Annotated in this window: 21 protein-coding genes and 1 pseudogene; 16 read left to right on the forward strand and 6 right to left on the reverse strand. The window is 46.3% G+C overall.

Annotated elements, in window-relative coordinates; translation table 11 throughout:
• Positions 1-11 precede the first annotated feature (11 nt).
• The 10 genes from araB (at position 12) to AAGG74_RS01020 (ending at position 11,416) form a co-directional block, all read left to right on the forward strand.
• Complete coding sequence (araB, locus tag AAGG74_RS00975) at positions 12-1,718, forward strand: ribulokinase (protein WP_429674277.1); 1,707 nt, start codon at positions 12-14, stop codon at positions 1,716-1,718.
• Positions 1,711-2,400, forward strand: a complete 690-nt coding sequence (gene araD / locus AAGG74_RS00980) for an L-ribulose-5-phosphate 4-epimerase (protein ID WP_162101053.1) — start codon at positions 1,711-1,713, stop codon at positions 2,398-2,400. The genes araB and araD overlap by 8 nt, the downstream gene beginning before the upstream one ends.
• Positions 2,378-3,196 carry a sugar-phosphatase AraL gene (araL, locus tag AAGG74_RS00985; RefSeq protein WP_429674278.1) on the forward strand — a complete coding sequence of 273 codons (819 nt, stop codon included), beginning with the start codon at positions 2,378-2,380 and terminating at the stop codon, positions 3,194-3,196. Before araD ends, araL begins: the two co-directional genes overlap by 23 nt.
• Complete coding sequence (gene egsA, locus AAGG74_RS00990; RefSeq protein WP_429674279.1) at positions 3,193-4,377, forward strand: sn-glycerol-1-phosphate dehydrogenase; 1,185 nt, start codon at positions 3,193-3,195, stop codon at positions 4,375-4,377. Before araL ends, egsA begins: the two co-directional genes overlap by 4 nt.
• Positions 4,378-4,407: 30 nt before the next feature.
• The gene (gene araN, locus AAGG74_RS00995; protein ID WP_429674281.1) at positions 4,408-5,709 is read left to right on the forward strand and encodes an arabinooligosaccharides ABC transporter substrate-binding protein AraN; all 1,302 of its coding nucleotides are present in this window, start codon (positions 4,408-4,410) and stop codon (positions 5,707-5,709) included.
• A gap of 35 nt (positions 5,710-5,744) precedes the next feature.
• Entirely contained in the window at positions 5,745-6,686 is a 942-nt protein-coding gene (araP, locus tag AAGG74_RS01000; protein ID WP_162101050.1) for an arabinooligosaccharides ABC transporter permease AraP, read from the forward strand.
• Complete coding sequence (gene araQ / locus AAGG74_RS01005; RefSeq protein ID WP_429675218.1) at positions 6,687-7,532, forward strand: arabinooligosaccharides ABC transporter permease AraQ; 846 nt, start codon at positions 6,687-6,689, stop codon at positions 7,530-7,532. It begins immediately after the preceding gene.
• A gap of 19 nt (positions 7,533-7,551) precedes the next feature.
• Positions 7,552-9,054 (forward strand): alpha-L-arabinofuranosidase AbfA, encoded by a 1,503-nt coding sequence (gene abfA / locus AAGG74_RS01010; RefSeq protein WP_429674282.1) that lies wholly within the window; start codon positions 7,552-7,554, stop codon positions 9,052-9,054.
• Positions 9,055-9,205: 151 nt separating this feature from the next.
• The gene (gene cstA, locus AAGG74_RS01015; protein WP_429674283.1) at positions 9,206-11,002 is read left to right on the forward strand and encodes a carbon starvation protein CstA; all 1,797 of its coding nucleotides are present in this window, start codon (positions 9,206-9,208) and stop codon (positions 11,000-11,002) included.
• A gap of 33 nt (positions 11,003-11,035) precedes the next feature.
• A complete protein-coding gene (locus tag AAGG74_RS01020) occupies positions 11,036-11,416 on the forward strand; it encodes a VOC family protein (RefSeq protein WP_429674285.1) in 381 nt (126 codons plus the stop codon).
• A 36-nt stretch (positions 11,417-11,452) separates the two neighbouring features.
• Here AAGG74_RS01020 and AAGG74_RS01025 read toward each other — a convergent pair whose 3' ends face one another.
• The 4 genes from AAGG74_RS01025 to sspI form a co-directional block, all read right to left on the reverse strand.
• On the reverse strand, positions 11,453-12,787 hold the full coding sequence (locus tag AAGG74_RS01025) for a (Fe-S)-binding protein (protein WP_429674286.1): 1,335 nt from the start codon (positions 12,785-12,787) through the stop codon (positions 11,453-11,455).
• A complete protein-coding gene (glcD, locus tag AAGG74_RS01030; protein WP_429674287.1) occupies positions 12,784-14,196 on the reverse strand; it encodes a glycolate oxidase subunit GlcD in 1,413 nt (470 codons plus the stop codon). The genes AAGG74_RS01025 and glcD overlap by 4 nt, the downstream gene beginning before the upstream one ends.
• 102 nt (positions 14,197-14,298) lie before the next feature.
• The gene (locus tag AAGG74_RS01035; protein ID WP_429674288.1) at positions 14,299-15,405 is read right to left on the reverse strand and encodes a CdaR family transcriptional regulator; all 1,107 of its coding nucleotides are present in this window, start codon (positions 15,403-15,405) and stop codon (positions 14,299-14,301) included.
• Between the two features lie 68 nt (positions 15,406-15,473).
• Complete coding sequence (sspI, locus tag AAGG74_RS01040; protein WP_162101043.1) at positions 15,474-15,689, reverse strand: small acid-soluble spore protein SspI; 216 nt, start codon at positions 15,687-15,689, stop codon at positions 15,474-15,476.
• Between the two features lie 118 nt (positions 15,690-15,807).
• Between sspI and AAGG74_RS01045 the strand changes: the two genes are divergently transcribed.
• Complete coding sequence (locus AAGG74_RS01045) at positions 15,808-16,554, forward strand: TrmH family RNA methyltransferase (protein WP_225493666.1); 747 nt, start codon at positions 15,808-15,810, stop codon at positions 16,552-16,554.
• A gap of 66 nt (positions 16,555-16,620) precedes the next feature.
• On the opposite strand, the pseudogene AAGG74_RS01050 reads toward AAGG74_RS01045, so the two are convergent.
• Positions 16,621-16,828, reverse strand: a pseudogene (locus tag AAGG74_RS01050) (hypothetical protein).
• A gap of 80 nt (positions 16,829-16,908) precedes the next feature.
• Here AAGG74_RS01050 and pheS point away from each other — a divergent pair.
• The gene (gene pheS, locus AAGG74_RS01055; RefSeq protein ID WP_429674289.1) at positions 16,909-17,943 is read left to right on the forward strand and encodes a phenylalanine--tRNA ligase subunit alpha; all 1,035 of its coding nucleotides are present in this window, start codon (positions 16,909-16,911) and stop codon (positions 17,941-17,943) included.
• Between the two features lie 15 nt (positions 17,944-17,958).
• Positions 17,959-20,373: a phenylalanine--tRNA ligase subunit beta gene (pheT, locus tag AAGG74_RS01060; RefSeq protein WP_429674290.1), complete on the forward strand. Its 2,415-nt coding sequence runs from the start codon at positions 17,959-17,961 to the stop codon at positions 20,371-20,373.
• Positions 20,374-20,408: 35 nt separating this feature from the next.
• On the opposite strand, the gene rnhC is transcribed toward pheT, so the two are convergent.
• The gene (gene rnhC, locus AAGG74_RS01065; RefSeq protein WP_429674291.1) at positions 20,409-21,350 is read right to left on the reverse strand and encodes a ribonuclease HIII; all 942 of its coding nucleotides are present in this window, start codon (positions 21,348-21,350) and stop codon (positions 20,409-20,411) included.
• Positions 21,351-21,483: 133 nt separating this feature from the next.
• Here rnhC and zapA point away from each other — a divergent pair, with 133 nt between their 5' ends.
• The 3 genes from zapA to polX all read left to right on the forward strand — a co-directional run bounded on the left by zapA (position 21,484) and on the right by polX (position 24,066).
• Entirely contained in the window at positions 21,484-21,741 is a 258-nt protein-coding gene (gene zapA, locus AAGG74_RS01070) for a cell division protein ZapA (protein ID WP_162101038.1), read from the forward strand.
• 6 nt (positions 21,742-21,747) lie between these two features.
• A complete protein-coding gene (locus AAGG74_RS01075) occupies positions 21,748-22,281 on the forward strand; it encodes a CvpA family protein (protein ID WP_429674292.1) in 534 nt (177 codons plus the stop codon).
• 72 nt (positions 22,282-22,353) lie between these two features.
• Positions 22,354-24,066 carry a DNA polymerase/3'-5' exonuclease PolX gene (gene polX, locus AAGG74_RS01080; protein ID WP_429674293.1) on the forward strand — a complete coding sequence of 571 codons (1,713 nt, stop codon included), beginning with the start codon at positions 22,354-22,356 and terminating at the stop codon, positions 24,064-24,066.
• Positions 24,067-24,068 lie beyond the last annotated feature (2 nt).

A 24,068-nucleotide genomic window follows, 5' to 3' on the forward strand; every position in this document is an offset into this window, starting at 1 on the left:
GGGGATGTCAATTGGCTTACACAATAGGGATTGATTTTGGAACGTTATCAGGAAGAGCGGTGCTTGTCCACGTCAAGACAGGTGAGGAACTGGCGGTTGCTGTAAAAGAATACCGGCATGCTGTCATTGATACTGTCCTGCCCAAAACGGGTCAAAAGCTGCCGCGTGACTGGGCACTGCAGCATCCGGCTGATTATCTGGAAGTCTTGGAAACAACGATTCCGTCGTTACTCGAACAGACGAGGATTGAACCGAAAGATATTATCGGGGTCGGAATTGATTTTACGTCATGTACAATTCTGCCTGTTGACAGCACAGGGCAGCCGTTATGCATGCTGCCGGAATATGAAGAGGAGTCGCACAGCTATGTGAAGCTCTGGAAGCATCATGCGGCACAAAAACATGCTGACAGGCTCAATCAAATCGCGGAAGAAGAAGGAGAAGCTTTTTTGCAGCGATATGGAGGGAAAATTTCATCAGAATGGATGATTCCGAAGGTTATGCAGATTGCCGAAGAAGCGCCTCACATTTATGAAGCAGCTGACCGGATCATCGAGGCTGCAGACTGGATCGTATACCAGCTGTGCGGTTCGCTCAAGCGAAGCAACTGTACTGCAGGATATAAAGCAATTTGGAGTGAAAAAGCAGGATATCCGTCAGATGATTTCTTTGAAAAATTAAACCCATTAATGAAAACGATTACAAATAATAAATTGGGAGGATCTATTCATTCAGTAGGAGAAAAAGCCGGCGGACTGACTGAAAAAATGGCAAAGCTGACAGGGCTGCTTCCGGGTACGGCTGTGGCAGTTGCCAATGTTGACGCTCATGTTTCTCTGCCGGCGGTCGGCATCACAGAGCCGGGGAAAATGCTGATGATTATGGGAACCTCAACATGCCATGTTCTTCTGGGAGAAGCGGAACATATCGTGCCCGGTATGTGCGGGGTCGTGGACAATGGAATACTTCCTGGCTACGCGGGATATGAAGCCGGACAGTCCTGTGTGGGTGATCATTTTGACTGGTTTGTGAAAACATGTGTCCCCCAAGCATATCAAGAGGAAGCAAAGGAAAAAAACATTGGCGTTCATGAGCTGCTGAGTGCAAAGGCACATCTTCAAGCGCCGGGTGAAAGCGGTTTGCTTGCTTTAGATTGGTGGAATGGAAACCGTTCTACGCTTGTTGATGCTGATTTAACAGGGCTGCTGTTTGGTATGACGCTGCTGACGAAGCCTGAAGAGATTTATAGAGCGTTAGTTGAAGCGACAGCTTACGGAACCCGAATGATTATCGAAACGTTCAAAGAAAGCGGTGTTCCGATTGAGGAGCTGTACGCAGCCGGCGGAATTGCTGAGAAAAACCCGTTTGTCATGCAGATTTATGCGGATGTGACAAACATGGATATTAAAATCTCTGGTTCACCTCAAGCCCCAGCCTTGGGATCTGCCATTTTCGGCGCGGTCGCAGCAGGCAAAGAAAAAGGCGGATACGATGACATCAAAGCGGCAGCGGCATACATGGGCAAACTGAAAGATATCTCTTATACGCCGAACGCCGAAAATGCAGCGGTTTATGAAAAATTGTACGCTGAATATAAGGAGCTTGTTCACTACTTCGGAAAAGAAAACCATGTGATGAAGCGTCTGAAAACAATCAAAAATCTTCAATTCTCATCTGCCGCCAAAAAGAATTCATATAGGGGGATGGAGCATGCTTGAAACATTAAAAAAAGAAGTGCTGGCTGCCAATCTGAAGCTCCAAGCGTATCAGCTGGTAACCTTTACGTGGGGAAATGTCAGCGGAATTGACCGTGAAAAAGAAAGAATTGTTATCAAACCAAGCGGTGTCGAATACAGTGATCTGACAGCCGATGATTTGGTTGTATTAAACCTTAAAGGAGAGGTTGTCGAGGGCGCGCTCAAGCCTTCATCAGATACACCTACACATGTTTATTTGTACCAAGCCTTTCCGAACATCGGAGGGATTGTCCACACCCATTCTCAATGGGCGACAAGCTGGGCGCAATCGGGCAGAGACATCCCCCCTTTAGGCACGACCCATGCTGATTATTTTGACAGTGCGATTCCATGCACAAGAGAAATGTACGATGAAGAAATCATTCATGACTACGAGCTGAATACAGGAAAAGTCATAGCGGAAACCTTTCAGCAGCATAACTACGAACAGGTGCCGGGCGTGCTTGTGAACAATCACGGCCCGTTCTGCTGGGGGACGGACGCCTTACATGCTATTCATAACGCAGTTGTATTAGAAACGGTTGCCGAAATGGCCTACCACTCCATTATGCTGAACAAGGATGTAAACCCAATTAATACAGTCCTTCATGAGAAGCATTTTTATCGAAAGCACGGAGCGAATGCGTATTATGGCCAGTCATAATTCCGCTGTGTTACCGGCCGGCATTCTAATTGACTTGGACGGTACTGTATTCAGAGGAAATGAGTTGATTGAAGGGGCAAGAGAAGCGATCGATACACTTCGGGGAATGGGGAAGAAAATCGTCTTTTTAAGCAATCGGGGGAATATCTCCCGAGCCATGTGCAGAAAAAAACTGCTCGGCGCAGGGATTGAAGCGGAAGAAAACAACATTGTTCTGTCGTCAAGCGTGACAGCGGCATTTCTGAGAAATCATTATCGTTTTTCAAAGGTGTGGGTGCTTGGAGAGCAGGGTTTAGTTGACGAGCTGAGACTGGCGGGTGTGCAGCAGGCGAACAAACCGAAGGAAGCGGGTTGGCTCGTGATCTCCCTTCATGAGACGCTCACGTATGAAGATTTAAATCAAGCCTTTCAAGCGGCTGCCGGCGGTGCTCGTATGATTGCGACGAACAAAGACCGCTCTTTTCCGAACGAAAACGGCAATGCCATTGACGTGGCTGGCATGATTGGGGCGATCGAGGCTTCCGCTCAAGCGAAGACGGAGCTTGTTGTCGGAAAGCCGTCATGGCTGATGGCAGAGGCCGCCTGTACGGCAATAGGGCTGTCCGCACATGAATGCATGATTATCGGAGACAGCATTGAATCTGACATTGCGATGGGGAAGCTTTATGGCATGAAAAGCGCCTTAGTGCTTACTGGTTCTGCAAAACTGGGTGACAAGCATTTATACACGCCGGATTATGTGCTGAGGTCTATTAAGGATGTAACCAAATGGGCTGAGGAGGGGAATTTGCTATGAACCGTATTGCAGCTGACGTTCAGCGTGCTTTTGATCATGCTGGGGAAAAGACGTTTCCTGTCGAAGTTGAAGAAATTGTTATCGATAAACAAGCAGCCGATTCGCTTTTGGATTATATAAAACGAAAAAACAATAAACATATTGTCCTCGTCTGTGACTCGAATACACACCGCATTGCAGGCATTGATCTGGAAAATCGCCTGAATCAAGAAGGATTTCAAGCCGAATGCCTGCTCATTCCGGAAAATGAAGCCGGAGATGTGACGGCTGATGAACGATCGCTCATTCATGTGCTGCTCCATACGAAAAAAACAACGGAAGTCATGATCGCAGTCGGCTCGGGCACGATTCATGACATCGTGCGCTTTACAGCGTTTCAGAGAGGTTTGCCGTTTATTTCTTACCCGACTGCTCCGTCTGTAGATGGATTTACGTCGGCAGGGGCGCCGCTTATTTTATATGGTAAGAAAACAACCATTCAAACAAAGGCCCCTGTCGCTCTCTTCGCTGATGTGAATTTATTAAAAGCGGCGCCCCAGTCAATGGTGGCGGCAGGGTTTGGCGACATGCTCGGTAAAATCACGTCTTTAGCTGATTGGGAAATATCCCGCCATCTTGCCGGCGAGCCTTATTCGCCAACAGGGGCTAAGATCGTTCAGGAGGCGCTTGACGCCTGTATCGAACACATAGAAGACATTGCGAAGAAAACGGAAACCGGCATACGGGTTTTGATGGAGTCTTTAATCGTATCAGGGCTTGTTATGCTGGCTTTAAATCATTCCCGTCCGGCATCTGGCGGTGAGCATCACATTTCCCATTGGATTGAGATGGAATTAATGGAGAAAAAACGGCCGCAGATTCTTCATGGGGCAAAGGTCGGCTGTGCCGCTGCTTTATTAACTGACACATACAGAAAGCTCGCTCAGGATGATGGGCTGCACGAATTATCTCCGCGTCATCAGCAAGCCGTTCAATCGGCTTATCAAACGCTCCCGGAAGGAAAAGTGCTGGCCGATTGGCTGAGATCAGCAGGGGGTCCTGCGGCTTTTGATGAAATCGGTGTCGGACAGAGTTCCGTCATGAATGCCTTCAGAAACGCTCACACCTTAAGAGACCGCTGCACCGGATTAAAAATCATGAATGAAAATCAAACACTGATCAATCATGGTCTATACGAGTAGCCCGCACCTAGAACGGAAGGGGTAACGTAAATGAAAAAAATGACTGCCTGTTTTCTTGTGCTTATGCTGCTGCTGACATTATTCATTGCTGGGTGTTCGGCAGAACGATCATCCGGGAAATCGGATGAAACCGAGCTGACCTTTTGGACATTTAACGGCCTTCATGAGCAGTTTTATGCAGAAATGGTGCAGGAATGGAACAAAAAATACCCTGATCGCAAAATTAAACTGAATACGGTCGTTTATCCATATGGACAAATGCACGATAATTTGTCTATCTCCTTAATTGCGGGAGAAGGTGTTCCTGATATTGCCGATGTCGAATTGGCGCGTTTTTCAAATTTTTTGAAGGGCACTGACATACCGCTTGCCGATTTGACACCGCTGATTGAAAAGGACCGCGATAAATTCGTTGAGGCGCGGCTTACCTTGTACAGCAAAAACGGCAAGCTTTACGGGCTGGATACGCATGTAGGAACGACAGTTATGTTTTATAACATGGATGTGATGCAAAAAGCCGGTGTCAATCCTGATGATATCAAAACATGGGATGATTACCATAAAGCCGGGCAGAAAGTGCGCAAAGTGATCGGAAAGCCGATGGGAACGGTGGAAACCAATGATTCCGCAACGTTCTTATCCATGATTTCACAGCAAAACTCAGGTTATTTTGATAAAAACGGCAAGCTGATCCTCAATAATGACACCAATGTAAAAACAATTCAATTTTTAAAGGACATGATGAATGACAAAACGATGATTCCTGCGCCGGGCGGCGGGCATCACAGTGAAGAATACTACGGCTTTATGAACCAAGGCGGAGCCGCTTCAGTTCTGATGCCGATTTGGTATATGGGAAGATTCATAGATTATATGCCTGATCTGAAAGGGAAGATTGCCATCAGGCCGCTTCCGGCATGGAAAGAGGGAGGCGACCGTTCGGCAGGTTTGGGCGGTACGGCAACTGTTGTGCCAAAGCAATCCAAGCATGTTGTGTTAGCGAAAGAGTTTTTGGCCTATGCGAAGGGCTCTAAAGAAGGAAACAAAAAGCTTTGGAGCGTACTCGGGTTTGACCCGCTCCGCTGGGATGTCTGGAGCTCTCAGGAATTGCAGGAGAAAAACAAATACACGGATTACTTCCAAAACGGAACAGGCATTTTTTCTATGCTTCTCGATATCAAGGATGAAATCAATCCAATTTATTTACATGAGGATTTTGCCAAGGCTTCAGACCTTGTCAACAGAAGCGTATTGTTCGACGCACTTAAATCTCAGCAAAAAACGCCTAAGCAAGCCTTGGACAGAGCAGAAGGTGAATTGAAACAGAAATAGAATCCCATTCGAAAAGTGAAAGCGGGGAGGTTCTCATGAAACCTGTGAAAACGGGAACGGTTCATCCCGTTCCCACAGCTGCGAAACAATCAGGTTGGCGAGATCTATTTTATTCGAAAAAAGCGGCGCCCTATTTGTTTACAGCGCCATTCATTTTATCTTTTCTCGTGTTTTTTTTATACCCCATCATTAACGTCTTCATAATGAGCTTTCAAAGAATATTGCCGGGAGAGGTGACGTTTGTCGGATTATCCAATTACAATGCGCTAAACAATCCGACGTTCTATACCGCTCTTTGGAATACATTGGAGTACACCTTTTGGACACTGATTGTGCTGATTCCAGTCCCGTTGCTTCTGGCCATATTCCTGAATTCAAGGCTGGTCAAATTCAGAAATATATTCAAATCAGCCCTATTCATTCCGGCACTGACTTCTACCATTGTGGCGGGGATCATATTTCGGCTGATCTTCGGAGAAATGGAAACGTCGCTGGCCAATTCTATCTTACTCAATCTCGGCTTTTCACCTCAGAACTGGATGAACAATGAACATACCGGCATGTTTTTAATGGTGCTGCTTGCTTCGTGGAGATGGATGGGTATCAACATCCTTTACTTTTTGGCCGGTTTGCAGAATGTGCCGAAAGAGCTGTACGAAGCCGCCGATATCGACGGCGCGAATACGATGAAAAAATTCCGCAACATTACGCTGCCATTTCTCAAGCCTGTAACGGTTTATGTGCTAACCATCAGCATCATCGGCGGATTCAGGATGTTTGAGGAAAGCTACGTCCTTTGGCAAAATAATTCCCCGGGTAATATCGGCTTGACGCTTGTTGGATATTTGTACCAGCAGGGACTTGCCTACAACGAAATGGGATACGGAGCGGCTATCGGTATTATGCTTTTGATTGTGATACTTGTTGTCAGCCTGGTTTCGTTAAAGCTGTCAGGCTCGTTTAAGGGGGAGGGATAAATATTGCGGCACTGTCCTCAGTACAGCGTTTACAAAATCGCGCTTACCTTGTTTTTTATCATGCTGAGCCTATTATATATTTTCCCAATTTTCTGTTTGCTTTTAGGATCATTAAAGCCGTCCTCTGAGCTTTTGCGTGTAGGACTGAATGTTGATATTGATCCCGAAGTGATGAGTTTAGATAACTACACATTTCTGTTTAGTGGAGGCAGTATTTATTTCAAATGGTTTTTTAACAGTCATGTGCTTGGAATTTTCACGACCGTGCTCACTCTGTTTTTGTCTTCGATGATTGGGTACGGACTTGCGGTTTACGAATTTAAAGGCAGAAATATCATCTTTGTTTTTGTGCTGATTATTATGATGGTCCCGCTTGAAGTAATGATGCTTCCGTTGTTTAAGCTGACCGTCGGATTGCACTTAATCGATTCGTATACGGGTGTTATCCTGCCATTCATCGTTTCACCGGTAGCCGTTTTCTTTTTCAGGCAGTATGCCCTCGGTCTTCCAAAAGATTTACTGGACTCTGCACGGATGGACGGCTGTACGGAATTCGGCATTTTTTTCCGGATTATGGCGCCGCTGATGAAACCGGCTTTCGGCGCGATGATTATCCTCCAGTCCTTAAACAGCTGGAACAACTTCTTGTGGCCATTGATTGTGCTTCGTTCGAAAGAAATGTTTACACTTCCAATTGGGCTGTCCAGCTTGTTGAGCCCTTACGGCAACAACTATGACATGCTTATCTCCGGCTCAGTATTTGCGATTTTGCCGGTCATTATCATTTTCTTGTTTTTCCAAAAGTACTTTATCTCGGGACTGACAGTAGGTGGAGTCAAAGGGTAAAAAGGGGAGGAAACGTGTAATGAAAAAAGCGCGAATGATTGTAGATAAAGAATATAAAATCGGTGAAGTAGACAAACGGATTTACGGTTCGTTTATCGAACATATGGGGCGTGCGGTATATGAAGGCATATATGAGCCTGATCACCCACAAGCGGATGAAGACGGGTTTAGAAAGGATGTCCAGTCGCTGATCAAAGAGTTGCAGGTTCCGATTATCCGCTATCCAGGCGGGAACTTTTTATCCGGATACAATTGGGAGGACGGTGTCGGACCTGCCGAAAACCGCCCGAGACGGCTTGACTTGGCATGGCAAACGATAGAAACGAATGAAGTGGGGACAAATGAGTTTTTAAGTTGGACAAAAAAGGTGAACACGAGTGTCAACATGGCCGTAAACCTTGGCACAAGAGGCATTGACGCCGCCCGCAATCTCGTTGAATACTGCAACCACCCGAAGGGCTCTTACTGGAGTGACTTAAGAAGATCGCATGGCTATGAACAGCCGTATGGCATCAAAACATGGTGCTTAGGAAACGAAATGGATGGCCCATGGCAGATCGGCCACAAAACTGCTGACGAATACGGGCGGCTTGCAGCGGAGACAGCAAAGGTCATGAAGTGGGTTGACCCATCAATTGAACTTGTTGCCTGCGGCAGCTCAAACAGCGGAATGCCGACCTTTATCGATTGGGAAGCAAAGGTGCTGGAGCATACGTACGAGCATGTCGACTATATCTCCCTTCACACATATTACGGAAACCGGGATAACAATCTGCCAAACTATTTGGCCCGTTCCATGGATCTAGATCATTTTATTAAATCGGTCGCTGCCACATGTGACTATGTGAAAGCAAAAACACGCAGCAAGAAAACCATCAATCTCTCTCTCGATGAATGGAACGTCTGGTATCACTCAAATGAAGCGGATAAAAAAGTTGAGCCGTGGATAACTGCGCGTCCGATTTTAGAGGATATTTATAATTTTGAAGATGCCTTACTGGTCGGTTCTCTCCTCATTACGATGCTGCAGCACGCAGATCGAGTGAAAATCGCTTGTCTTGCACAGCTTGTAAATGTCATCGCACCGATCATGACGGAAAAAGGAGGAGAAGCTTGGAGACAGCCGATTTTCTATCCGTACATGCATGCTTCTATTTACGGAAGAGGTGAGTCACTGAAACCGCTTATTTCTTCGCCGAAGTACGACTGCACTGATTTTACGGATGTGCCATATGTCGATGCCGCTGTTGTGTATTCCGAAGAGGAAGAAACCCTCACGATTTTTGCGGTGAACAAAGCTGAGGAGCAGATGGAGACAGAGATTTCGCTCAGAGATTTTGAATCCTATCAAATCGCAGAGCACATCGTACTCGAGCATAAGGATATCAAAGCGACAAACCAGCATAACAGAAAAAATGTCCTCCCGCATTCCAACGGCACATCGTCTGTCAGCGAAAACGGCTTAACCGCGTATTTCACACCGCTTTCCTGGAATGTGATCCGTCTGAAAAAACAGTCATAATAGAAACAAAGCCAGAGACTCCTTTCTTCGGCATGTTTTTTATTACCTCAGGCCGGCCTGTTACAGCCGGCTTTTTTGTATAGGAAAATGACCGCTTTTCACTTAGAAATTGTGATATATTTATGACAAACAGCAAAGGGGTTGGGATAAAATGAATGCGGTTACAATTGTGATAGCGTCAATGTGTATTTTGGCTATCGCCTATCGTTTATACGGAACATTTATGATGGTGAAGGTTCTCAAAGTAAATGATGACAAGCCGACGCCTGCTCACACGCTTGAGGATGGAAAAGACTATGTGCCTACAAATAAATGGGTTTCGTTCGGCCACCATTTTGCAGCCATTGCAGCGGCCGGGCCGCTGGTCGGACCCATTCTGGCGGCACAGTTCGGCTATTTGCCGGGGTTATTATGGCTGTTAATCGGGGCGGTGATAGGGGGAGCCGTCCATGATATTGTTGTGCTGTTTGCATCGATGCGAAAAAACGGCAAGTCGCTGTCGGAAGTGGCGAAGGATGAGCTCGGCCCTGTTGCCGGCTTTTGTACGGGACTTTCCATGCTGTTTATTATCACGATTACAATGGCGGGGCTGTCGATGGTTGTGCTGCACGCGCTTGAACGCAATCCATGGGGCACATTTGCAGTAGGGATTACGATTCCGATTGCGATGGGTATAGGCTTATTTTATAAGAAAACTGGAAATTTAAAGCTCACGTCATCGATCGGCTTTCTTTTTTTAATGGCAGGCGTCTTTATCGGTCCGTGGGTGCAAACGACCGAGTTAGGAGCTTTTTTAACTCTGGATACGAAAACGCTTGCGATCGCGCTTCCTGTTTATGCGTTTTTTGCAGCGGCGCTGCCCGTTTGGCTGCTTCTCGCACCTCGTGATTATGTAAGCAGCTTCATGAAAATCGGTGTTTTTATCGCTTTGATTGCAGGGGTGTTTGTCGTCAATCCGTCCATTCCGTTTCCTGCATTTACAGAATTCGTAAAAGGGGGCGGGCCGGTGCTGGCAGGACCTGTCTGGCCTTTTATTTCGATCACCATCGCCTGCGGTGCGATCTCAGGGTTTCATGCTTTTGTCGGTTCAGGCACGACACCGAAAATGCTGAATAAATGGAGTGATATGAAGCCGGTTGCATTTGGTGCGATGCTTGTAGAATGTCTTGTCGGTATCATGGCGCTGATTGCAGCGACCGCCTTGCAACCGGCAGATTATTTTGCGATTAACAGCACACCTGAGGTTTTCCATACGCTCGGCATGAATGTCGTTCATTTGCCTGAATTGAGCAGGGAAATCGGTCTGGACTTAGAAGGAAGAACAGGGGGAGCTGTCACGCTTGCAGTGGGAATGACGTACATTTTTACTGGAATTCCGCTTTTCAGCCATTTGGCCTCATACTTTTTTCAATTTGTCATTATGTTTGAAGCTGTCTTTATTTTAACAGCGATTGACGCCGGCACACGTGTTGCCCGTTATTTAATTCAGGATTTTTTCGGAGAGGTGTATAAACCGCTGAAGAAAACAGACTGGATTCCGGGATCGGTATTTGCCAGCGCGCTTGCCTGCTTGATGTGGGGATATTTGCTGTGTTCGGGGGATATCGGTTCCATATGGGCGCTGTTTGGCGTGTCCAATCAGCTGATGGCTTCAGTAGGACTTATTATCGGAGCGACGATCGTGCTAAAAATTGCTGATAAACGCCGTTACATTCTGACCTGCCTTATCCCGCTTGCCTATTTATATGTCACTGTCAATTATGCAGGCTATTGGATGGTGCGTAATGAGTATCTCAATCCCGAAGCGGCAGGATACAGTGTATTGAATGGCGTACTATCCATCATCATGCTGCTTTTAGGCTTCATCATTATCGTGGCGGCTGTGAAAAAATGGGCGCAAATGTGGAAAGATCCAAGCTTAAGAATGGGAGCATCTATCCCGGGGTAAAGCGCTATTGATAATGTTTAAGGAGGATTTGAAATGAATCTATCAATGAAATATTTGATTCTTTACGTATCAGACAGCAAGCGGGCCATTCATTTTTATCGGGATATTTTAGGACTGCCGATCCGTGCTGAACACGGCACATATGTCGAATTTGAAACAGGCTCTACAATTTTGGCGCTTAATACGCGAGAAAGCGCCAGAGACATCACACCGCTAGATATTCAAGATACATCAGCTTCGCACACATTTGAAATCGGTTTTGTCACTGGAAATGTAGAGGCGGTCATCAAAAGCGTGAGAGAACAAGGTGTTACGATTATTGGGGAACCGAAAGTGAAACCGTGGGGACAGACAGTCGCCTATATCGCTGATCCAGATGGACATTATATTGAAATTTGCAGTCCGATAGAATAACGAACAAGCCCAAAACAAAGTCTGTTTTGGGCATTCTTATGATGTTATGTGTCCAGCCGCTTCGAGAAGTAAATCAGCCAGGTGAACGGCTTTTACTTTATGGCCCAGACCTTCTCGTTCAATGCCGAGCTTTATCTGCAGCAGGCAGCCGGGATTAGCTGTCACAATGACGATCGCTTCAGTTGCTTTGACGGCAGCCATTTTACGATCCAATATTTTCATAGACATGTCAGCTTCCACAATGTTATAAATTCCCGCTGATCCGCAGCAGCTGTCTGCTTTCTCCATTTCTATGAACTCAACCCCATCGATGCTTTGAAGAAGCTGTCGAGGCTCAATCGACGCATCCATCACATTTCTTAGATGGCATGAATCTTGATAGGTAACGACCTGAGGCGTATCGAGCGTTAATCCTATTTGATGGAAATCGAGTTCAACCAAAACAGAAGAAAAATCCTTCAGCTTTTGAACGAAAGCGGCGGCCCGTTCCGACCACTCGGGGTCATCCTTCAGCAAATGGTCATATTCAATAAGAAAGGCTCCGCATCCCCCTGCGTTTGTAATGACGGCATCCACGTCTAATGCCTCAAAAGCAGCGATATTTTGTTTTGCGAGCTCTTTGCCCGCGTTTTTTTCACCGCTATGCCCATGCAGGGCACCGCAGCAAGTCTGTTCAGGCGGGATGACAATGTCACAGCCTGCCAGCTGCAAAAGCTTCAATGTCGCATTGTTGGTCGGTAAAAACATGGTATCCATTAAGCAGCCTGAAAAAAAGGCGACCCGTTTTTTTCTGCGGCCAATGGAAGGAAGCAAACGCGGCCGATGCTTCATATCTTTATTTTTAGGAACCTCGGGAAGAACAGCTTCCATCGTTCGCAAATGCTCTGGCAGAACGCGAAGCATACCGGTTTTACGTACAGCGGTTTGCAATCCTGAGCGCTGATACAAACCGATAAGGCTTACAGCAGAGCGCATGCGGTTTTGGTGCGGAAACAGCTCGTGAAAAGCCGTTTTTCGCATGACACGTGCACCGAGCGAGTGTTTTTTATTTTGGTGGATTATATCTCTCGCTTCCTCAAGCAGCTGTCCGTATTTCACCCCTGACGGGCATACAGGTTCACAGGCGCGACAGCCGAGGCAAAGTGACAGCGAACGTTCAACATCTTCATCCGGTTCAATCTGACCGTCGGCTACAGCTTTCATTAAGGCGATACGCCCGCGCGGAGAGTGAGATTCCTGAAAACCCGATTCGATATAAGTCGGACAGGAAGGAAGGCAGAAGCCGCAGCGCATACAATTTAACAGCTCGCCTTCATCCATGCGCTCTTTAAAAGCCTCTTGGATCTGTTTCATTTCTTTATTTGTTGTCATCTTTCCGTCACCACACGTTTTCGGTCATCTTTCGCAAACACTTTGCCCGGATTTAATATGTTCTGAGGATCAAATGCCGCTTTCAACGCCTTCATTGCTGCAATGCCTTCTTTTTTCAGCTTCATTTCCAAGTAGGGCGCTTTCATAGCTCCGACCCCGTGCTCTCCGGTTATCGTGCCGCCAAGTTCAATCGTTTTCTCAAAAATCTCTGCAAAAGCCTGTTCGACACGCTTCATCTCATCTTTATTTCTAATGTCTGTCGTGCATGTCGGGTGAAGGTTTCCGTCTCCCGCGTGGCCGAAGGTGCAGATGGAAATATCGTATTTAGAAGCAATTTCATTAATGGCTTTTACCATATTGGCGATTTCTGAGCGAGGAACGGTTGCATCCTCTAAAATGGTCGTTGGCTTAAGGCGGGCAAGAGCAGAAAGTGCAGAACGCCGGGCTTCAGTCAGGGCAAACGCTTCCTCCTCCGTTTGTGCGGTCTGAACGGAGACGGCGGCGCCTTTTTTGCAAATCGCCTCAATCCTTTCTATATCTTGGGCCACGGTTTCAAGCGGTCCGTCCTGTTCAATTAACAGAACCGCCTTTGCATTTGTCGGAAGGCCGATTTTGGCATAATCCTCAATGACCAAAAGTGTAGGCTGATCAAGAAATTCAAGCGTGGCGGGTATGATTTTAGCGGCAATGATGTCTGATACCGTTTGAGCAGCGGCATCGATATTTTCATAAAGGGCAAGCAATGTCTTCTTTGTTTCCGGCTTTGGAACAAGTTTGACGATGGCCTCTGTCACGATGCCGAGAGTTCCTTCTGAGCCGACAAAAAGGCGTGTGAGGTCGTATCCGGCCACATCTTTTGCAAGCTTTCCGCCGGTGCGGATGATGTCTCCATTTGCGAGCGCAACCTCCAGTCCGATGACATAGTCGCGGGTGACGCCGTATTTTAATCCGCGGAGTCCGCCGGAATTTTCATTGATATTTCCGCCCATTGTTGATATTTTCATAGAACTCGGATCAGGCGGATAAAATAAACCTTTTCTCTCAACTGCACGAATCAGGTCCAGCGTAATGACGCCCGGCTGGACGGTGGCGGTCAAATTTTCTTCATCAATCTCTAGAATCCGGTTCATATGCTTAAAGAGCAGCACAAGTCCTCCCTCGGTCGGACATGTGCCGCCGCACAGGTTTGTCCCTGATCCTCTTGGAACGATCGGAACTTGATGTTCGTAGCAAATCGCTAATATTCGCGATATATCATCAGTATTCCTCGGCGCAATGACGGCATCAGGCATTGACTGAAACTGCGGCGTTGCATCATATGAATAGACGAGACGGCCGGCATTCGAGTCATCAAAATTTTCCGGACCGACGATTTGGATCAGCTGTTCTTTTATATCTTTTGTGATCATTTCCCCCATCCCCTTGTTAAAAATCGCTTTCAATCTATTGTAAAAGAAAAAAAGCAAAGCCTTCTATGGAGAAACATATAAAAAATGAAGCTGAAAATCTCTCTATTTTGTATCTTGATCTAAAAAATAGAGTGCAACATACATCGCGGCCATATCCTCTGTACGGTTAAAACGCAATCCTGTCAGCTCTTCAGCCTTTGATAAGCGATAACGCAAGGTATTGATGTGAATATGCATATCTTCTGCTGTTTGTTTCAAAGACAAATCAAGATGAAAGAACGTACGTATCGTATTCATAAGCTCATGCTGCTGAAGCGCCTCACGAAATACTCTTTTGGGAAATTCATTTCGGGTTGCCGGGCTGATCTCCTCCAGGCACATATCAAGCTTCAAATCCTCCTCAAATATGGGTGTTTTTCGCTTTAGGCTGACAGCCAGCGCTTTTTCCGCTTGCTCGTAGGAGTCTGCCAGGCTGGAGCTTGCGACAGCCCTCCCGGCGCCAGCTGCAGCAAATCGTCTGTTTGCGGGATGAGCAAATGAACAAATGCGAAGGACCTCTCGTAAAAGCCGATCCCTTTGTTCATGTTTTGGCACTTCGTGATTAATGAGAATTCGTTCATTTCCCCACCTGATCAATAAATCCGAAGGGTATGCGGATTTCCATATATGTGTCATTTGCTCAATATCATAAGATGACCACCCATCACCTTGAATCAGAATCATTTGGCGTGTGGAGGAAAGGTCAACGCCAAGCAGCTGGGCTTTCTCAAGAAACCCGAGAGACCATTCTTTTAATTGCAGCCAATCGATCATAAAGGACTCCAGCATTCTCTCACGCCATTGAGACTGCTCTAAGTGCCATGATTCTTTAATGAACAGCTCTGTCATTTTTCGAAGCAGCTCCCCGTAAGGCTGGATCTCAGCAGGCTCACCTGTCAGCCCGAAGACGGCGATTACATCACGGTCAAAAAATACAGGCAGGTTCAGGCCTGCCTTTACTCCCTTTAGTCTCTTTTCATCTTCTTTTGAAATAATGACGTTGCGTTTCTCTTTTGCGCAGATGAGCGCTCCTTCATGAAATTGTCCGACCCTCTCATCATTTGTGCTTGCCATAATAAGACCGTTTGTATTTACAATAATAACTTCACGTTCATACATTTTTTTGACTTCAGCAATGATTTTTTTCGCTAATATCGGCTGTAAAAACATGGCGATCCCCCTCGTCATGCTTTTATTATATAAGGAAAAAACCGGGCGCTGTCACCCGGTTTCATGTCTTATTGGACAGGTTTTAATCCGCCTTCAAGCGTTTTTAGCATTTCGTTTTTCTCACTATCGGACGCGTGTTGCCAAATGACTTCGAATAAAACCCCGAGTCCCGGAAGCATTTTTTCTTCACCGCTTTGAATCGCGTCCGCAATGGTATGTTCAAGCTGATCCTGATTATTGCCGGTAACATTGGCAATGACGGCATGACGTAAATTAAGATCCATGTAAAAAGCTCCTTTTCCTAAAATGTAATACGTATATTCTAACCCTGCACCTGGTTTATTATGTGCTGTTCTTGCGATATAATAACAGCATGTTAAAAAAAGGAGAGCCACACAGACAGTGAAACAAATAGAATCGGCAAAAAACCAAAAAGTGAAAGATTGGAAAAAGCTTCACACGAAAAAAGAACGAGCTAAAACGAATACATTTCTGATAGAGGGAGAACACCTTGTTGAAGAGGCGCTCAAGAGCCCGGGCATAGTAAAAGAAATCCTTGTAAAGGATGAAATGAAAATCCCGGCAGATCTTGATGTGAGCATCCAGTGCTATGTGCTGAGTGAAGATGCGTTTTCAGCTGTTACTGAAACCGAAACGCCGCAGCAGATTGCCGCTGTGTGCCGTATGCCTGAGGAAAAACTGACGTCACCTCGGCGGGTGCTGCTGATTGACGCTGTTCAAGATCCGGGAAACCTCGGTACAATGATACGGACGGCGGATGCAGCAGGTTTAGATGCAGTTGTGCTCGGTGACGGCACAACCGACGCTTTTAACGGAAAAACGCTGCGATCTGCGCAAGGTTCTCACTTTCATATTCCTGTAGTAAGAAGAAACTTGCATACATATGTAGACGAATTGAAGGCAGGGGGCGTAAAAGTGTATGGCACTGCGTTGCAAAACGGAGCGCCTTACCGAGATTTGCCTCAGGCTGAATCCTTTGCGCTTATTGTAGGTAATGAAGGGGCAGGGATGAATGCTGCCTTGTTGGAAAAAACAGATTTGAACCTGTACGTGCCGCTTTACGGACAGGCTGAATCACTGAACGTTGCGATTGCAGCTGCCGTCCTCATGTACCACTTGCGAGGATAGTGTTGCGTCAAGCGCTCGATTTCACTATAATAGAACATAATATTTGAAAAACCGTGACAGAGGACCTCAATTTCTGATCAACTGCTTTCCAGGGAGAAAATGCCGCTGACTGAGAGCATTTTTAACGCAGCCGGAAGTTGTCTTCACCTCTTGAGTTGTCACCGGGACCGCGCTGCATTGCGCGTAAAGGTGAACCGGAATCTGATTCCGTTATGTCAATGAAGCTGACGACAGCATCAGTCTGTCTGAAATAAGGGTGGTACCGCGGCCACAACTCGTCCCTTGTACAAGGGGCGGGTTTTTTTGTTTTCCAAAGACATATGACGGTTTGTTTACATAAAAGGAGGATGCAAAATGGAAGAAAAGCTAAAACAGCTGGAACAAGAAGCTTTAGAACAAGTAGAAGCGGCAAGCTCATTGAAGGTTGTCAATGATATTCGGGTGCGATATCTCGGCAAAAAAGGGCCGATTACAGAAGTGCTGCGCGGCATGGGCAAGCTTTCTGCTGAGGAGCGTCCGAAAATGGGCGCGCTCGCGAACGAAGTAAGAGAGCGTATCGCCAATGCGATTGCTGTCAAAAACGAAAAGCTTGAGGAAGAGGAAATGAAGCAAAAGCTTGCGGGACAGACAATCGACGTCACGCTGCCGGGGAACCCTGTCGCAGTCGGCAGCCGCCATCCGCTCACTGTTGTCATTGAAGAAATTGAAGATTTATTTATCGGTATGGGCTACACAGTCGAGGAAGGGCCTGAGGTAGAAACGGATTACTACAACTTTGAATCCCTCAACCTGCCGAAAGAACACCCTGCACGCGATATGCAGGACAGCTTTTACATCACAGAGGAAACTTTGATGAGAACGCAAACCTCCCCTGTGCAAACACGGACGATGGAAAAGCACGAAGGCAAAGGACCGGTTAAAATCATTTGCCCGGGTAAAGTATACCGCCGCGATAACGATGATGCGACGCACTCTCACCAATTTATGCAAATTGAAGGACTTGTCGTTGACAAAAACATCAGCATGAGTGATTTGAAAGGAACGCTTGAACTTGTTGCGAAAAAAATGTTCGGACAAGACCGCGAAATCAGACTTCGTCCAAGCTTCTTCCCGTTTACTGAACCTTCAGTAGAAGTGGATGTAACATGCTTTAAATGCGGAGGAAACGGCTGCTCAGTATGTAAAGGAACAGGCTGGATTGAAATCCTCGGCGCCGGCATGGTTCACCCGAACGTACTTGAAATGGCTGGCTTTGATCCGAAGGAATATCAAGGTTTCGCATTCGGAATGGGTGTTGAGCGTATCGCAATGCTGAAATATGGCATTGATGATATCCGCCACTTCTATACAAACGATGTCAGATTTATTTCGCAGTTTAAACAGGCGTAAGAGGAGGATGCTAGGATGTTTGTTTCTTATAAATGGTTAGAGGATTATGTTGACATAAAAGGCATGGAACCGGCTGTTCTCGCTGAGAAAATTACAAGAGCGGGCATTGAGGTTGAAGGAATTGAATACAAAGGAGAAGGCATCAAAGGCGTTGTCATCGGCCACGTAGTGGAGCGCGAGCAGCACCCGAATGCTGATAAGCTGAATAAGTGCCTAGTGGATATCGGAGCGGAAGCACCTGTACAAATCATTTGCGGCGCGCCGAATGTTGATAAAGGACAAAAAGTCGCAGTTGCAACAGTCGGAGCGGTGCTACCGGGCAATTTCAAAATCAAAAAAGCTAAGCTTCGCGGTGAAGAATCAAACGGCATGATCTGTTCTTTACAGGAGCTTGGCATTGAAAGCAAGCTAGTGGCGAAAGAGTATGCGGAGGGCATTTTCGTATTCCCGAATGATGCTGAAACAGGAAGCGATGCATTAGCGGCTTTACAGCTTGACGATGCGATCCTTGAGCTTGGATTAACGCCAAACCGCGCCGATGCCATGAATATGCTTGGCGTTGCTTACGAGGTTGCGGCAATTTTAGACACAGAGGTAAAGCTTCCAAAAACGGATTATCCGGCTGCTTCAGAACAAGCGTCTGACTACATCACTGTCAAAATTGAAGATCAGGAAGCAAACCCGCTGTATGCGGCAAAAATCATTAAAAATGTCAAGATCGCTCCGTCACCGCTTTGGATGCAGACGAAGTTGATGAACGCAGGCATTCGACCGCACAACAACGTCGTGGATATTACAAACTTTGTTCTGCTGGAATACGGCCAGCCGCTTCACGCGTTTGATTATGACAGATTCGGCTCCAAAGAAGTTGTCGTAAGAAAAGCGTCTGAAAATGAAATGATCGCAACCCTTGATGATCAAGAACGTAAGCTGTCTGCCGATCACCTTGTCATTACGAACGGAACGAAAGCGCAAGCTGTTGCTGGTGTCATGGGAGGAGCAGAATCAGAGGTTCAGGAAGATACGAAAACGATTTTGCTTGAGGCTGCGTACTTCAACGGACAGACGGTTCGCAAGGCTTCCAAAGACCTTGGCTTGAGAAGTGAATCAAGTGTTAGATTTGAAAAAGGCATTGATCCGGCACGTGTACGTCTTGCAGCAGAACGAGCGGCACAGCTGATTCATCTGTATGCCGGCGGTGAAGTGCTCACTGGAACAGTTGAAGAAGATCATCTGACAATCGAAGCAAATAACATTCACGTTTCTGCTGACAAAGTGAGCAGCGTTCTCGGCATGACAATCAGCAAAGAAGAACTCATCAGCATTTATAAGCGTCTCGGTTTTACGGTCGGTGAAGCGAATGACCTTCTCGTTGTGACGGTTCCGTCACGCCGCGGCGACATTACAATCGAAGAGGATTTAATAGAAGAAGCGGCAAGACTGTACGGCTACGACAATATTCCATCTACGCTTCCTGAGACAGCGGGAACAACAGGCGGCTTAACGCCATATCAGGCAAAACGCCGTAAAGTCAGACGTTTCCTTGAAGGTGCAGGCTTATCACAAGCCATTACTTACTCATTGACAAACGAGAAGAAAGCGGCTGCGTTTGCGATTGAAAAATCACTTAATACCGTGCTTGCGCTTCCGATGAGTGAAGAAAGAAGTATTCTCAGACACAGCCTAGTTCCAAATCTGCTTGAGTCCATTTCTTACAACTTGGCGAGACAGACAGACTCAGTCGCACTGTACGAAGTCGGCTCCGTATTCTTGACGAAGGAAGAGGGCGCAAAACCTGTTGAAACAGAACGTGTGGCAGGAGCTATTACGGGATTATGGCGCAAGCAGCTGTGGCAAGGAGAGAAAAAACCGGTTGATTTCTTTATCGCTAAAGGGATTGTGGAAGGGCTTTTAGATAAATTAAATGTTCTCGACAGCATTGAATTTGTACAGTCTGAACGCAAACAGCTGCATCCGGGCAGAACAGCGAACATTCTATTGGATGGTTCTCTTATCGGCTTTATCGGCCAAGTTCATCCATCAGTGGAAAAAGAACTCGATATAAAAGAGACATACGTGTTTGAGCTTGACCTTCATGCATTGCTCACAGCGGACACAGCACCGCTCGTTTACACGGCGATTCCAAAATATCCGTCTGTGACACGTGATATCGCGCTTGTAACTGATAAATCCGTCACAAGCGGCCAGCTCGAGAGTGTCATTAAAGAGGCTGGCGGCAAGCTTCTGAAAGAAGTATCTGTCTTTGACGTTTACGAAGGTGAGCATATGGAGGAAGGCAAAAAGTCAGTCGCTTTCTCACTTCAATATGTAAACCCTGAACAAACACTGACTGAAGAAGAAGTGACAAAGGCACACAGCAAAGTGCTAAAAGCGCTAGAAGACACATATCAAGCTGTTTTGAGAGGTTAATAAAAAAGCTTGCAGAGAAATCTGCAAGCTTTTTTCTATGAACGTTTTTTATCAGCAAGGCGCAGCGCTTTCTGTGTATTGGCAAAATGAAGTTTTGTAAAGCTTCTGAGCGCGGATGCTCCTTCTTTAAGGATCAGCTTGGCAGCCGCTTCATCCACGTGCGGGCCGGCACCCTTTGGAAGTGTCATGCCTGCCTCGCGCGACAGTTTATCCATTTCCATTAAAAACGAATACCTTGCAATGATGGAAGCAGAAGCAACTGACAGGTGAATGCCCTCAGCCTTTGTGCTGAAATAAGTCCGCTCCTTCACAATGTCTCTGCCCCTTAAATGATTGAAGTAGACGCCGGGCTCAGCAAATTGGTCAATCAAAATGGCTTCAGGTTTTATCCCATCCATTTTTTTTAACAAATGGGTGATGGCTTGATTGTGCAGCAAGGCTTTCATTTTTCCTTGGCTCATGCCTTTTTCCTGCATGCTGTTGTACTTCTCATTCTTTAGCACAAGCAGGCTGTACGGAATGGTTTTAATCAGGTTCCGGGCGATTTCAATAATTTGCGGGTCCTTTAGATCCTTAGAATCCTTCACACCGAGTTCCTTCATTAAAGGCAGCATGGTTTTGTCAACGTATGCGCATACAACCGTCATCGGGCCAAAGTAATCCCCGGTTCCAACCTCATCAGAGCCGATAACAGACATTCCGGCGATATCTGCCGGAGGGGCATAGCGGGGATCAGCCGGCTTTTTGGCCGTTTTCTTCTTTTCTTGAGGCTCTGCTGTTCCCCAGCGCGCGGATTCTGCCGCTGCGTTTTTGCCTTGAAATAAGACCTTGCCTGATTGATATGCTGTAATGGTACAGCCCGGCGGTTTCGCCTGAAAAATGGCTCCCTGCGGAACAGAGGCAGTAAGCGAACCGCTGTACGCCGTTTTCATTTTGTCGATAGCAGACAACGATACTTTTATCACAGAATGGGACACGTAATAATCTCCTTTTTTTACACTTTTCACTGTATATACCAGTGTATCATAACAGCGGGAGGCTCGTCTTTCCATTCATTTAATAAACGTGTTATGATAAGAACTAGGATTCTCGTTGAATGGAGGAGAAACGTTGTCTGACGGCAAAAAAACAAAAACAACCGTTGACATTTACGGCCAGCACTTCACGATAATTGGTGAAGAAAGCAAAGCCCATATGAGGTATGTCGCCGGAATTGTTGATGATAAAATGAGAGAAATTAATGAAAAAAACCCATACCTTGATATAAATAAACTTGCAGTGCTGACAGCTGTAAATGTGGTGCACGATTATGTCAAATTACAAGAGAAATGTGAAAAACTGGAGCGTCAGCTTAAAAAAAAGGATTGAACAACTATGCTAGATATCATCATCATCATCTTGCTCCTGATGGGGACTTTACTGGGGTTGAAACGCGGTTTTATCCTGCAGTTTATCCGCTTGACGAGCTTTATTTTATCGATCGCTTTTGCGGCTTTATTTTATAAAAATGTGGCGCCGCATTTAAAGTGGATTCCCGCTCCTGACTTTTCGGGGGGACAGCCGGCGCTTTCTTTTTTTACGGGAAATTTAGAAACGGCTTACTATAATGCGATTGCGTTCATCGTTTTATTTATCATCGCTAAAATCTTACTGAGAATCGTCGGCTCATTCCTGAGTATGGTAACCAGCATTCCGGTGATTAAACAAATCAACCAGGTGCTGGGTGCGGTTCTCGGTTTTCTGGAAGTCTTTTTGTTTACATTTGTGCTGTTATATGTCGGATCCGTGCTTCCGGTAGATGCTTTACAGCAAATGATGAGCGAATCATCTCTCGCCAATCTGATCATTAACCATACACCGTATTTGTCAGGGCTTTTAGAAGAGCTATGGACACAGTACGGGGCATAAAAAACTTCTCTTGTCCGGAGAAGTTTTTTTCGAGTATGATGGAAACATATGTGAACGTCTGGGGGTTATTGTATGCATAAAAAAGATATTATCCGGCTGCTTGAAACCATTGCAGTCTACATGGAACTCAAAGGGGACAACCCGTTTAAAATATCAGCCTTTCGAAAAGCAGCGGCAGCTCTGGAGCAGGACGACCGCAGTTTATCAGAAATGGACGATATGATGTCGCTGTCCGGCATCGGAAAAGGGACGTACAGCGTGATTAAAGAATATATAGATGAAGGAAAGTCAAGCACGCTTGAATCACTGCAAAAAGAAGTGCCGGAAGGGCTCGTGCCTTTATTGAAGCTGCCGGGGCTGGGCGGCAAAAAAATTGCAAAGCTATATAAAGAGCTTGGCGTACATGATGCAGAATCCTTAAAGGAAGCCTGCGAACAGCAAAAGGTGCAAGGTCTGGCGGGCTTTGGCAAAAAATCCGAAGAAAAAATATTACAGGCGCTCGGAGAAGCTGGAAAACAGCCTGACCGGTTCCCGATCGGCTATGCCCTCCGGGTTGCCCGGGACATTGAAGAGCACCTTTCTCAATTGACGGATGTCATCAAATTTTCTCGCGCAGGCAGTCTCCGCAGAGCGCGTGAAACAGTAAAGGATTTGGATTATATCATTGCCACAGATCATCCGAATGAAGTAAGAGAGCAGCTTCTCGCGCTGCCAAATATCAAAAGCGTGATCGCGAGCGGAGATACAAAGGTGTCTGTCATCTTTTCCTTTGAATATGAAACGAGCGTTGATTTCCGTCTTGTGACGGAAGAGCAGTTCCCGACAACGCTTCACCATTTTACGGGGTCAAAGGATCACAACATTAAGATGAGGCAAATCGCCAAAGAACGCGGTGAGCGGATCAGTGAATATGGCGTCGAGACAGTTGAAACCGGGGATATTAAAACATTCCCGAGTGAACGAGAATTTTATGCGCATTTCGGACTGCCGCTGATTCCGCCGGAGCTCCGCGAAAGCGGGCAAGAAGTGGATACCTACAGCGACAGCATTAACCTGATAGAGCCAGAGCAAATCAAAGGAGATCTCCACATGCACTCAACATGGAGCGATGGCGCATTTTCCATCAGAGAGATGGCTGAAGCCTGCATGAATAAAGGCTATCAATATATGGCGATCACCGATCACTCGCAATATTTAAAGGTCGCCAACGGGCTGACTGCTGAAAGGCTTAAGCAGCAGGCAAAAGAAATAGACGCGCTGAATGCGGAATTCTCGAATTTCCGAATCTTGAAAGGTGTCGAGATGGATATCCTGCCTGATGGCACGCTTGATTATGATGATGACATGCTGGCAGAAATGGATATCGTCATTGCATCAATTCATTCCAGTTTTAATCAGCCGGAACACGTCATCATGAAACGGCTTGAGACAGCCCTGACCAATAAACATGTTGACATTATCGCCCATCCGACCGGACGCCTGATCGGCAGACGGGCCGGTTACGAAATTAACATTGATCAGCTGATTGAGCTTGCGAAGAAAACAAATACGGCGCTTGAACTCAACGCCAACCCTGCGCGTCTCGATCTGCGCACAGAACATGTAATAAAAGCAAACGAACAAGGGGTTACATTGGTGATCAATACCGATGCCCATAATATTGAGATGTTAGACGATATGAAAACCGGCGTTACTGCCGCGCGCAAAGGCTGGACGGAAACAAAAAACGTTCTGAATGCCCGGTCACTTGAAGACGTACAGGCATTCCTGAAGCGCAACGATTAAGT

Source organism: Bacillus mexicanus (genome assembly GCF_050445615.1).
GTDB classification, from domain to species: domain Bacteria; phylum Bacillota; class Bacilli; order Bacillales; family Bacillaceae; genus Bacillus; species Bacillus mexicanus.

Coding starts and splice junctions, on each gene's coding strand:
- abfA (WP_429674282.1), top strand. CDS start 7,552: ATGAAAAAAGCGCGAATGATTGTAGATAAAGAATATAAAATCGGTGAA.
- AAGG74_RS01020 (WP_429674285.1), top strand. CDS start 11,036: ATGAATCTATCAATGAAATATTTGATTCTTTACGTATCAGACAGCAAG.
- AAGG74_RS01035 (WP_429674288.1), bottom strand. CDS start 15,405: ATGTTTTTACAGCCGATATTAGCGAAAAAAATCATTGCTGAAGTCAAA.
- cstA (WP_429674283.1), top strand. CDS start 9,206: ATGAATGCGGTTACAATTGTGATAGCGTCAATGTGTATTTTGGCTATC.
- AAGG74_RS01075 (WP_429674292.1), top strand. CDS start 21,748: ATGCTAGATATCATCATCATCATCTTGCTCCTGATGGGGACTTTACTG.
- araP (WP_162101050.1), top strand. CDS start 5,745: ATGAAACCTGTGAAAACGGGAACGGTTCATCCCGTTCCCACAGCTGCG.
- araN (WP_429674281.1), top strand. CDS start 4,408: ATGAAAAAAATGACTGCCTGTTTTCTTGTGCTTATGCTGCTGCTGACA.
- pheS (WP_429674289.1), top strand. CDS start 16,909: ATGGAAGAAAAGCTAAAACAGCTGGAACAAGAAGCTTTAGAACAAGTA.
- AAGG74_RS01025 (WP_429674286.1), bottom strand. CDS start 12,787: ATGACAACAAATAAAGAAATGAAACAGATCCAAGAGGCTTTTAAAGAG.
- araL (WP_429674278.1), top strand. CDS start 2,378: ATGCGTATTATGGCCAGTCATAATTCCGCTGTGTTACCGGCCGGCATT.
- araD (WP_162101053.1), top strand. CDS start 1,711: ATGCTTGAAACATTAAAAAAAGAAGTGCTGGCTGCCAATCTGAAGCTC.
- egsA (WP_429674279.1), top strand. CDS start 3,193: ATGAACCGTATTGCAGCTGACGTTCAGCGTGCTTTTGATCATGCTGGG.
- glcD (WP_429674287.1), bottom strand. CDS start 14,196: ATGATCACAAAAGATATAAAAGAACAGCTGATCCAAATCGTCGGTCCG.
- pheT (WP_429674290.1), top strand. CDS start 17,959: ATGTTTGTTTCTTATAAATGGTTAGAGGATTATGTTGACATAAAAGGC.
- sspI (WP_162101043.1), bottom strand. CDS start 15,689: ATGGATCTTAATTTACGTCATGCCGTCATTGCCAATGTTACCGGCAAT.
- polX (WP_429674293.1), top strand. CDS start 22,354: ATGCATAAAAAAGATATTATCCGGCTGCTTGAAACCATTGCAGTCTAC.